The sequence below is a fragment of the Bartonella sp. B1099 genome (assembly GCF_944801835.1).
Classification (GTDB): Bacteria; Pseudomonadota; Alphaproteobacteria; order Rhizobiales; family Rhizobiaceae; genus Bartonella.
In genome coordinates this window covers 15137-27217 of sequence record NZ_CALYLN010000003.1, presented here as the reverse complement: position 1 = coordinate 27217, position 12081 = coordinate 15137, and the positions used below count along the sequence as shown (strand labels likewise).

The 12081-nt window shown below is 36.2% G+C and carries 7 protein-coding genes; all 7 read right to left on the bottom strand.

Annotated features, from left to right (window positions below):
- Positions 1 to 1181: 1181 nt before the first annotated feature.
- Complete coding sequence (locus NNJ73_RS08740; RefSeq protein ID WP_254493721.1) at positions 1182 to 2006, bottom strand: outer membrane protein; 825 nt, start codon at positions 2004 to 2006, stop codon at positions 1182 to 1184.
- 771 nt (positions 2007 to 2777) lie between these two features.
- Positions 2778 to 5723 carry a bifunctional [glutamine synthetase] adenylyltransferase/[glutamine synthetase]-adenylyl-L-tyrosine phosphorylase gene (locus tag NNJ73_RS08735; protein WP_254493720.1) on the bottom strand — a complete coding sequence of 982 codons (2946 nt, stop codon included), beginning with the start codon at positions 5721 to 5723 and terminating at the stop codon, positions 2778 to 2780.
- Between the two features lie 74 nt (positions 5724 to 5797).
- Positions 5798 to 7180: a HAMP domain-containing sensor histidine kinase gene (locus NNJ73_RS08730; RefSeq protein ID WP_254493719.1), complete on the bottom strand. Its 1383-nt coding sequence runs from the start codon at positions 7178 to 7180 to the stop codon at positions 5798 to 5800.
- On the bottom strand, positions 7177 to 7863 hold the full coding sequence (locus NNJ73_RS08725; RefSeq protein ID WP_254493718.1) for a response regulator transcription factor: 687 nt from the start codon (positions 7861 to 7863) through the stop codon (positions 7177 to 7179). Before NNJ73_RS08725 ends, NNJ73_RS08730 begins: the two co-directional genes overlap by 4 nt.
- Positions 7864 to 7944: 81 nt before the next feature.
- Positions 7945 to 9456, bottom strand: coding sequence for a Do family serine endopeptidase (locus NNJ73_RS08720; protein WP_254493717.1), 1512 nt, complete (start codon positions 9454 to 9456; stop codon positions 7945 to 7947).
- A gap of 172 nt (positions 9457 to 9628) precedes the next feature.
- On the bottom strand, positions 9629 to 10099 hold the full coding sequence (locus NNJ73_RS08715) for a cytochrome c-type biogenesis protein (RefSeq protein ID WP_254493716.1): 471 nt from the start codon (positions 10097 to 10099) through the stop codon (positions 9629 to 9631).
- A 1-nt stretch (position 10100) separates the two neighbouring features.
- Entirely contained in the window at positions 10101 to 12080 is a 1980-nt protein-coding gene (locus tag NNJ73_RS08710) for a heme lyase CcmF/NrfE family subunit (RefSeq protein ID WP_254493715.1), read from the bottom strand.
- Position 12081 lies beyond the last annotated feature (1 nt).

Here is a 12081-nt window from a genome sequence, read left to right as displayed (position 1 = left end):
TTCTCCCCTATCTGATCGATAAATAATCTAGATTCTTTTCGTACGGATTTCACCAACCAATTGCCCCTGTGATTTATCGCACAAAGTCCTACAAATCTTGCTTTACACATCATCGCACACTCTCCCTAAAGCATCTCATAGGCAAAATCTTTATCCTCCTATAATCATGATATTTTGTAGGATATAGAGAAGCGCATTTAGCTTCTATACCTAAATATTAATGATGATAAAAAGCCCAATAATAACTAAAACGTATAATTTCAATAATCCATCTCCCTTGTAATTCATAAACAAATGATGTTGATTGATTTATGGTAAATAGATTTGAAATGCCCCCCTACTATTATACGCGACAGTTATTATCGAATATTTGAAAAATTTATAAAAAATAATGGCTTCTATTTCAATAATAGACATAGAGAATAATGTTTTTATATCTCGACAAATGCCTATTTTTCTATCTATTTTTTCCTATAACTCATTTTATAATACTCTTTATTATGATCTATAATAAAGCATAAAATATCTAATAATAATAAAAAATTATAATATGAACTTTTATTATTATTGGAGTTATCTTGCGGATGTAACTTTATGCGACTTTTTTTGTTATTAAATAAAATATTTTATGATAACGCAAAATAGAAAATTCAATTGTATGAGAGGTCTTTCAAATACAATAGAATGTCATTGAGGTGCTTATTCACGCGCTTATTTTAAAGAAGCATCTTTGCTACTCAAGCCCTTTCGCAACGGCTCCCATGAATGCTTTAATGGTAAAGTCCCATTAAGCCCCATATTTTTGTGTTTATGAAGAAGAAACTCGCTACTATTACACACTTTGTCCCCTAATGTTGGAACAATCTTTAGCGCTCGAAACGGTTCATAAAAAATATTTTTATTCTTTCCTTAATGTTTTTATACGCACAGGCTTTCCCAACCTGTAACGTACAAACAAATGATTTTGATTGCTTCAACGTGGAATAGGTTTTAAATGAGAGAACTCTACGATATTATAAATTCTTATTCCACATGAAATAGTAAATTATCTTTATAAATCAAACTATTGTCCAAATAAAATAGTACCTCTCCTCAATAGAGGATTATTTACCAGTACCTACTTGAAAAATAAAAGCCTCATTTTAAAATGAGGCTTTTAAATTGTTTAATTCTGCAAAAAATTAAAATTTATAAGCGACACCCACACGGAAGTCGTTTGTCTTGTAGCCCATTTTAACTTTATCTTGCACAAATTTCTTCTTACCAAAATCTGAATAACGATATTCTGCACGCAAAAGAATATTATCAGTCATTGCAAAATCAACTCCCCCCCCAAGAGTATAACCAATCATGGTCTTTTTTTCGTCATACACCAAATTAGCAAGATCACCCGCTTTATTTTCTGTATTAGATTTGTTAAAGATTATGTTGTTAAGCTGTGTATAAGCAACACCTCCAGCCACATAAGGCATCAAGCGATCAAAAGAAAAACCAAATCTTACTCGTGTAGCACCAGCCCATTTTTGTTTTAAAGTGTGATGCACCACTCCATCAGAGGCTGCCGAATGATTTTCATCATCACTACCTACTGTTATAACTTTTGATTTTGATGCTGATTCTTCAGTTTGACCTTCTTGTGGCAAATTGTGATCTTTTGTACCCTTTTTATTAAACCACATGAGATCTGTATCAATACCTATAATAAAACCATTGTCGATATCAATATTGGAACCGGCATAAATGCCACCAATAAAACCGGAAAGTTTAGGTAAATCTTCCTTTCCAACTGGAGACCATTGTCCTGCATTCTCATCTTTTAAATAACTTGCTTTAATTTTACTTGAAAAGTTGCCGATTTGCCCTCCAAGATAAAACCCTGTCCAAGAAAAAGCAGGCGCTGTAATAACAGGAACAGGCTGTTCAGGAACAACGACATCCGCTGCCTGTAATACAGAAATTGAAATTAAAGAAAAAATAGATGTTGAGATTAAATACTTTGTAATCATAATCGCTCCCCTAAAAGCTAATGTGATACGTAAATAATAATAAATCGTTTCACATTTTTTGCAAAAAATCTATAGCAAAAATGACACAATCATAAAAAATTAAAGTTTATATTTAAATATTAAATTATTATTTTAATAAATAATATTGTAAAAGCTTTTAAATAATCTTTAAATTTCTCTTAAATTGTTACTCTATATTTGCTTTTATAGCTTCATATTTATCATTATTATCCAGCATTATATCAATAATTATATTTTTGAAAAATGAGAAAGATAATCAACAAAAATTGTTGTCTTATTTACTTAAATATCTTCGTAATATTCGTGTTATAAGAAATCATATATAGCCATAATCTTTATAAGATTTTATCTAAATCTGTGTGATAAAAACACTCTTGCACATCTTCTTGTGTTGAAGGACTCTCAATTCATAAATGTATCTGATAGACTACTGCTTTATAAATGAGCCATATGCTTCTATCATACCCATAAGCTAAGCTCACAAAAAGTATTATTTACTAAAAGTCGTCACTCCAGTGCTTTTTGTATGAAGAATAATGCCTAGAATAAGCTTATTTAACAGAAAAACTCTTTCATTACACTTGTGAAACGAATAGAGAAAAATTTTCACTCTCTAAAGCTCTCAAGCGTATAATGAAATACCAAAATTAATATATAAAAAGGGAATGAACAGTTTTTATTATTCTATAATATCTGTTTAGATTTTATCTGAAAATTTCAATACTTTCATAAAATCATTATAAAAGATATTTAATATTTTATAATTTTTGTAAAAATTGAACAGACCAATTGCCCAGTTTCTGCAATTAATTTTTCAACACGAAGCAAATCAGGTTCCCCAACGCTATTTAACAAAAGATCACTTAATCCAGGTGGCATATCATTGGGATCAAGAGGATCACTTAAGCAAAGCCGTATAATTTGACTCAAATTTGTATAGAGACGATAGGCATAATGTAAATCAGCAATACATGACTGATTAAGAAAACTACTTGGTAAGTGATCTAAAATATCTACTGTCGTCGCCCCAATTTGAAACTCAATGACATGCGTAATAAGAGAAAATTGAGCGATAAACTCCAAATCCACAATGCCACCAGACATCGTTTTAAAATCCCATTGATTTTTTGGCGGCTTTTCTTTTGCAATCAAAGAACGCATTTCACATACTTCTCTTGCAACTTCATTCTTATTACGAGAAAGAGCAATAATTGTGCACACTTCATTTTCTAGCTTTTGTAAAAAATCAGAATCTCCTGTAATGCCTCGAGCCCTTGTTAAAGCAAGATATTCCCATATCCATGCTTCTTGACGATAATATTTTTTAAAAAATGGAAAAGAAACAGCAACAGGTCCTTTATTGCCTAAGGGACGTAACCTTAAATCAACGGCATAAAGAACACCTTGGCTTGTCAGTGTGGATAAAGCAGAAACAAGACGCTGTGCTAAACGCGTATAATATTGAGAGATGTAAAGAGGCTTTTCTCCATCAGATATTTCTGCACCATCATCGTGTTCATAAAGCAACATGATATCAACATCCGAACCGGCTGTTAATTCACGACTTCCAAGCTTTCCCATTCCCAATATGCCAACACGTCCCCCTTTAATACAGCCATGAAGACGAGAGAACTCCTCTTGAACGGCAGCAAATGTTTTTGTAATCATAAGATCAGCAAGCGCAGTAAAAGCAAAACCTGCTCTTGCTCCTGTAATTGTACCATTCAAAATTCGAATACCAATCAAAAAACGTTGCTCATCTGCAAAAATCCTTAAATGGTCCAGAATTTCCTCATAAGAGGAAACATCCTCAAGAAAATATTCAAGCCGTTTTTCTAAATAGGTTTTTGTGGGTAATTCTGAAAGAATATTAGGGTCTAACATCCCATCAAAAACATGAGATCTGCGTGTAATAATTTCTGCAAGACGTGGCGCAGCCCCCATGATCAAAACAAGCATATCTAAAAGAGAGGGATTAGACTGCAAAAGACTAAAAAGCTGAATTCCTGAGGGTAAGCCCTGTAAAAAACTATCAAAACGCAACATTGCCTCATCAGCTCGTTTTGTTGCACCAAAAGCTTTCAAAAGAGCTGGTGTTAATTCTGTTAATCTCTCACGCGCTTCAGCGGATTGCGTTGCTTTATAACGACCACAATGGAGGGTACGCATAATACGACAAATATCACTTGCTCTTTCAAAACCTAAACGATTTAATGTTATTAATGTCTCCGGATCATCTTGTTCTCCTGTAAAAACTAAATTGCCAATTTCTAAACCAAGTTCTTGTTCATTCTCAAACAGTGCCGCATAGTGTTTTTCAACAACCTGAAGTGTTTTTAATAAATCACGGATAAAACTGCTCCTGTCTTGATAGCCCATTAAATAAGCAACACTCGTGAATTGAGAAATATCATTTGGAAGAAGATGCGTTTGCTCATCTGCAAGCATCTGAATACGATGTTCTACATTTCTTAGAAAAGCATAACTTTTTATAAGACTATCTCGCGTTTTCTCACTGATCCAACCAAGCGTGTGAAGTTCTTCTAACATTGCAACTGTCTGACGTCCACGTAATTGAGGAAAACGTCCACCAGCAATAAGTTGTTGTGTCTGAACAAAAAACTCAATTTCACGAATACCACCACGACCTAACTTTATATTATGGCCATAAGCAGCAATTTGACCGTAACTTTTATGCGCATGAATTTGACGTTTGATCGAATGAATATCAGCAATCGCTGCATAGTCTAAATATTTTCGCCACACATAGGGAAAAAGCTCTTTAAGAAAATTAAAACCTGCTCTCTTATCGCCGGCCACTGGACGTGCTTTAATCATAGCAGCTCGTTCCCAATTTTGTCCACGCCCTTCGTAATAACGCAAAGCAGTCCTGACGGGTAAGGCCAAAGGTGTTGATCCTGGATCTGGACGAAGACGAAAATCAAGGCGAAAAACATATCCTTCGGCCGTGCGCTCTTGAATGATACGGATTAATCGGCGTACCATTTTAGAAAATACATCAACACTTTCAGAAAGATTACCAATATGAGGAGACGTTTCATCAATGAAAACAATAAGATCAATATCAGAAGAATAATTAAGTTCTCCTGCTCCTAATTTTCCCATCCCTAAAATAATTAAACCACAGTCTTTTTCTGGATTCTCACGGCTCAGCAAATTGATCTTACCATGATCATGCGCTTCTCTTAAAAGAAAACGCAATGCTACACCTAATGCTGCTTCACCCAAACGTGTCAACCAAGCACATGAAACTTCATAAGTAAAAACACCACTCAAATCAGCTAAAGCAATGAGGACATGCACCTCTCGTTTCTTGCACCTTAAAGCAGCCATCAATGAAGTTTCATTGATAGATTTCTCCTTATCAATAACCGTAATATCATCGATAATTTCGCTTATCCTTGTTTCTATATCAACATGCAATAAAGGACTAAGATATGATGGATTGGCAATTAAAACCTCACGCAAAAAAGGAGATAAGGTCATAACCGAACGGATAAAATTAATCTGCGTTCCATTCTCTGAAATGATGGAAACAAGCGGTTCTAAACCTTCTTTCCTTGCTTGTTCTGCCATGTCTTTTAACCATTGGGAACCACTTTCATTGAGAGGGCATAAAGGGAGAAGCTGTGTTTTTAAAAAAGCTTGTTTCGTCTGATCTCCCTTGAAAAGCATTTTGCCTTCCTTTCTATTGCATTATACTTTTAAAATAGTCGTTCCGTATGAAAATAAAAAAGTAAAAAATATCTTTAAGGAAATAACAAGACAGCTCTAAGTCCTGGATTTGCATTTTCAAGTAACAATTCACCCCCGTGTAGCTTCATAACTGCTTTTGCTATACTTAAACCAATCCCAAAACCAGGTTGTGTACGGCTTTCTTCAAGACGAACAAATCGTTCTGTTACTTTCTCACGTTTATCCTCTGCTATTCCTGGACCATTATCGCTTACAACAACTAATAAATGTTCATCACGATATTCCATTGATAAGCAAACCTTCGCTTTCCCTCCATCTTTAGATGCATATTTAATCGCATTATCGATAAGATTAAAAATTGTTTGCGCAACAAGTTCACGATTCAATTTAAGCTCTTTATCAAAGATATCTCCTAACTGAAGTAAAACACCTGACTCTTCAGCAAAAGGTTCGTAAAGTTCAACGGCATCTTCAAGGATCAGTTTCATATTCATCATCTCAAGATGCTCAATTGCACTGCTTGCTTCAATGCGTGAAATCATTAAAATCGCATTAAACGTACGAATAAGTTGATCTGATTCAACAATAACACTCTCAAGAACCTGACGATATTCAAGCTTTGTCTTATTTCCCGAAAGTGCCTCTTCAGCACGATTTCTAAGACGTGTTAACGGTGTTTTTAGATCATGAGCAATATTATCTGATACTTGACGTAAACCAATATTTAACTCTTCAATGCGGTCTAACATAACATTAAGATTCGTTGATAATCGATCAAACTCATCCCCTACCCCAGAAACCGGTAAACGCCCACTGAAATCACCATCCATCAAGCGCCGTGATGCTGCCGTGACCTGATCAATCCTTTGTAAAGCTCTCCTGCCAACAAAAAACCATATGAGTAAAGCACCTCCCACCATTGCAGCAAGTGCAATGATTACAGCTTTACGAATAACCGCCGCAAAACGTTCGGGCTCATCCAAATCGCGTCCTATAAGGATTTTCATAGCATTAGGTAAATCAAAAACAACCGCCAAAGCGCGATGTTCACTTGTTTTGCCATGTTCTCCAAAACGGGAATACAAAAAGGAAGTAGAAATAAAACCACTCTGTTGCAAAAGACCTAATTCAATACGTGCTACATTGCCTGCTAAAATACGCCCCATAGGATCTGTAACAAGATAAAGAAATGCCCCTGGTTGTCTTGAACGATAATCTATCGTACGCATTAATAAAGAGAGCCCCCCATAATTATAAGCATTTTCGATATACTTTAATTCTTCATGTAAAGCCTGTTCTGTCTGCTCTTTTAACAGAGAAGCAGAAAATGCTGTCATATAAATAGAAAGACCTGTTGCCACCAATCCAAACAATAAAATGTAAAGTGCTGAAAGCCTTAGCGCAGTCGTGCGCATTATATTCATCAAACGATTCATGCTTTGTTATCTGGTGCTTTCAGCATATATCCAGCGCCACGCACCGTATGAAGAAGTGGAATATCAAAGTCTTTTTCAATTTTTGCTCTCAAACGCGATATATGAACATCAATGACATTTGTTTGCGGATCAAAATGATAATCCCAAACATTTTCCAAAAGCATCGTGCGGGTAACAACCTGCCCCGCATAGCGCATTAAATATTCAAGGAGACGAAACTCTCGTGGTTGCAATAGAATGTTTCTATCTCCCCGTTTTACCGTATGGGCTAACCGATCAAGCTCAAGATTGCTTACGCAATAAACAGTTTCTGCTTCTTTAGGATTCTTCCGCCGTTGTAATACTTCAACACGCGCAAGAAGTTCAGAAAAAGCATAAGGCTTTGTCAAATAATCATCCGCCCCTGCACGCAAACCCGTCACACGATCATTGACTTGCCCTAAAGCTGAAAGGATAAGAACCGGTGTCTCATTGCCTTTAGCACGCAATTGTGAAATAATAGAAAGACCATCACGATGCAAAAGCATCCGATCAACAACCATAACATCATAATTTTCTGTTTCAGCTAAAGCGTATCCCGTATCACCATCATAGGCAACATCAACGGAATGCCCGACCTCTAAAAAAGCTTTTTCGAGATAACGTCCTGTTTCACGATCATCTTCGATAACGAGTATTTTCATAAAACGCATCTCCGTTATTGTTATAAAATTGCATTGTAGGACAGAAATCTACAAAATCTCTGTCCCACTGATAATAAAGTGCTATTTTTTGAAAATTGGAAGAGCGACAAAACGATTTTGATCATTTGTTCGCACTTGTAGAAGTATCGCCTTTCGTCCTAACTGCTGAGCATTTTCGATTGTACTGATAATATCAGAGACTTTTTTAACCGGTTTATTATTCACTGTCACAATAACATCACCTGGGCGGATTCCCTTATCGGCAGCATCTGAATCCGAATCCACATCTGTTACAACCAATCCTAAACCATCCTCAGAAGGAGCAACAATTAACCCATAATCTTCCAATGTTTCATCTGAATTACCCCGTTCATTTAAATATTTTAAACTTTCTTTCTTACCTTCATTTTCAGGCATTGCAGCAAGTTTAACTTTGATCTTTTTCTCCTTACCGGATCTAAAAATCCCTAAAGTCACAGTTTCTTCCGGACTCATATTTGCAATACGCTTTGCCAAGTCACGAGAATCATTAATTTTTTCATCATTCACTGAAATAATAACATCACCTGCCTTGATACCAGCCTTTGCTGCTGGTCCTTTTAATGGATCTGTAACCAAAGCACCTTTTGCTTCTTGCAAACCTATCGAATCAGAAATTTCCTTCGTTACTGGCTGAATCATAACCCCAAGCCAACCACGTTGAACTGAACCTTTTTCGATAAGCTGTTGCACAACCTGTTTCGCTGTCCCTGCCGGAATAGCAAAAGCGATCCCCACATTGCCTCCTGAAGGAGAAAAAATCGCTGTATTAACGCCAACAACTTTGCCATTCAAATCAAAAGTTGGACCTCCAGAATTTCCTCTATTAACAGCAGCATCAATTTGAATAAAATCATCATAACTACTGGTACCAATATCTCGTCCACGGGCTGAAACAATCCCTGCTGTCACAGTTCCACCAAGGCCAAATGGATTACCAATAGCAACAACCCAATCACCAACGCGAAGCTTTGAATCATTTCCAAAATCAACATAGGAAAATTTTCTTTTGTCATTTACTTTTAGGACCGCAAGGTCAGTTTTTGGATCTTTCCCAATGAGCTTTGCATTCAATTCTGTACCATCATCAAGAACAACAGAATAACTTGTGCCTTCAGAAATCACATGATCATTGGTCACAATATAACCATCAGACGAAATAAAAAAACCCGATCCAAAAGCGGTAGGACGGAGTCTTTGTGAATGATGTGGAAATTTATTTTTAGGCTTATCGAAATCATAAAACTCTTTAAAAAGCCTTTTTAAAGGATGTTGATCTGGTAATTGATCAATCCCTGGACCACTAAAAAAGTTGCTAAAGAACCAATCTTCTTTCTTTTTATTGCTCTTTACTTGCACCGCAACAACCGCTGGTTTCACTTGAGCGACGATATCTGCAAATCCCTGTTGTTGCACTAACGAAGTAAATACAGAACTTGCATGAGCCTTTGTCGTCCATAAGCTTGATGTACATCCACTAAAAAACAGTGCACTCTCCAATACTGCGGAAAAACTTACTGCGACAAATGTTTTAAAGAAAGTTTTTTTTAACATTTACTCTATGCTCCTATTCAATCATACTTTCTATCCCAATCTGATCACCTATAAAATACCAGACCTTACCGTTTTCTGTCTAAATTGTTAAAGTTTTGTAAGATTTTAGTATCCACCAATATCATTTACAATAAGGTTGATTGCTCATTGCAGATGAGCTAAATTTTTCCCTCTATGTAGTATCTTTTTGACTATAATAGCGTTTTTGACTGTTTTTCCCCGTTGCATTTACAATCATTATTTTCTCACGGTTATACCGTTTTAACTGGAAAAATATGACACTTGCACCAATGATGATAATCATCAAAGGCGAAAACCATAAAAACCAAGTTGTTTTATTCAATGGTGGTTTTAAGAGAATGAATTCACCATATCGCTCAACAAGAAAGTCAATCACTTGCTGATTGCTATAGCCCATTTTTAATTTTTCCCGAATTAAAAGCCTTAAATCTCGTGCTAGAGAAGTATCTGAATCATCAATTGATTGATTTTGACAAACAGGACAACGTAAATGCGATGAAATATCGCGCGCGCGCCTTTCAAGAACTGTATCTTTTAAAATCTCATCCGGCTCTACTGCTATCGCTAATCGAAAAGGAAACATTGCGATTAAAAAACATAAAAGCCAAAGAATTTCTTTCATCTCAATGTCCTCTCCTAAAATTTAAAATAAGCAACACTCTCTTGTGGGCTCCAGTGCGAAACCAATACCCCAGAAGGGAAAAAAATCCTCCCATAGCCATCATGAATGCCCCTAACCAAATACATATTATATAAGGCTTCCACCATATGTGCACAACAAGACCCCGATTATTGAGATGTCCCGGAACAATATAGAGCTGCGATAAGCCATAATTTTGAAGACCAACTTCCGTTGTTGATGTATTTTGGCTTGAATAAAATCGCTTTGAAGCTGTGATATGACCCACAATTTTTTTATTTTCATATATTTTAAAATAAAACTCCATTGCCGAATAATTCGAACCAAAACGATTATCCACGGTATCAAAATGAAGCGTTTTATCCGCTATCGTCACCCACTCTCCTATGTTCATGGTTAAAATACGTTCTTGACCAAAACTTGCCACACAAATAATACCAAATAATGTAACGCCTAGTCCCATATGCGCCATTGCTGCACCAAAAACTGACCATGGTAATCTTATAAATCTCTTAACCCGCACCCCAAAAGTTACCTTGTGATGCCCGCTCTTTCCCCACAGATCCGCTAAACTGCCAAAAAAAACAAACAGTGAAAGCCCAATGCCTAAAAATGCAAGAATATCACGCATAGATGTCGCGTAAAATATTATAAAACAGACGATACCAACCAAGATAAAAACAAACCACAACCGTTCAGAAACTGCGAGAAAATCACCACGTTTCCATGCCATCATTGACCCAAACGGAACAAGTAACAACAGCAAAAGCATGAGTGGTCCACAGGTGAGGTTAAAAAAAGCAGCCCCTACAGAAATTTTTTGCCCTGTTAACATCTCAATAAAATAAGGATAGAGCGTACCAATCAATACTGTTGCGGTTATTGTTGTCAGTAACAAGTTATTTAAAACAATAAACCCTTCGCGCGAAATTGGTTGAAAAAATCTTTCTGTTTTTAAAAGAGGGATGCGTAAGGCAAAAAGAAGAAAAGCGGCTCCCGTAAAGAAAAATAAAAGTGCAAGAATTGCTTTCCCTCGCGCTGGATCAACAGCAAAACTATGAACAGATATTAAAAGACCAGAGCGAACAAGAAATGTTCCTATCAGAGAAAGAGAAAAAGTGAGCAGTGCTAAAAACAAAGTCCAACTTTTCAATATTCCTCGTTTTTCGAGAACAAGAGTAGAATGTAAAAGAGCTGTTCCGGAAAGCCAAGGCATAAACGAAACATTTTCAACAGGATCCCAAAACCAATATCCTCCCCATCCTAGCTCATAATAAGCCCAATAGGAGCCAACCATAATCCCCAACGTCAAAAAACACCAAGAAAGTAGAAGCCAAGGACGAACCCAATGCGCCCAAATCCTATCAATATGCCCCATAATCAATGCTGCAACAGCAAAAGAAAAGCAAAGTGAAAAACCAACATAACCTAAATAAAGAAGGGGAGGATGAATCGCTAATGCGATATCTTGTAAAAGAGGATTGAGATCATTTCCCTGTAATGCTGGTGGATTCACACGTAAAAATGGGTTGGATACAAAAAGAATAAATAAAAGAAAAGCGCTTGTAATCCAACTTTGGCAAATTAAAATAAGTGTCTTAAAATCTTCTGGCAAATATTGGCTAAAGAAGGCCATTAATGCACTAAAAAAAGTAAGACTTAAGACCCATAACAACATAGAGCCTTCGTGGTTACCCCAAACACCTGTGATTTTGTAGAGCATCGGTTTTTCTGAATGAGAATTCTCAACAACATTCAAAACAGAAAAATCAGAGACAACATGAGCGTAAATCAGCACTAAAAAAGAGAAGAGTAATAATGTGAAAGTGATATATGTGAGAGGAATAGCTGTTTGCCTTAACAAACGCTCTTGTCTCCAAAAACCTAAAGCAGGTAAGAAAGATTCTAATAAGCTTACGGCAAATGCTGCGGCTAAAAAAATATGACCCAGTTCGACAAGCACA

Bases quoted from the DNA above. Each gene is read 5' to 3' on its own strand.
- NNJ73_RS08740 (WP_254493721.1), bottom strand. From the start codon at position 2,006: ATGATTACAAAGTATTTAATCTCAACATCTATTTTTTCTTTAATTTCA.
- NNJ73_RS08735 (WP_254493720.1), bottom strand. From the start codon at position 5,723: ATGCTTTTCAAGGGAGATCAGACGAAACAAGCTTTTTTAAAAACACAG.
- NNJ73_RS08730 (WP_254493719.1), bottom strand. From the start codon at position 7,180: ATGAATCGTTTGATGAATATAATGCGCACGACTGCGCTAAGGCTTTCA.
- NNJ73_RS08725 (WP_254493718.1), bottom strand. From the start codon at position 7,863: ATGAAAATACTCGTTATCGAAGATGATCGTGAAACAGGACGTTATCTC.
- NNJ73_RS08720 (WP_254493717.1), bottom strand. From the start codon at position 9,456: ATGTTAAAAAAAACTTTCTTTAAAACATTTGTCGCAGTAAGTTTTTCC.
- NNJ73_RS08715 (WP_254493716.1), bottom strand. From the start codon at position 10,099: ATGAAAGAAATTCTTTGGCTTTTATGTTTTTTAATCGCAATGTTTCCT.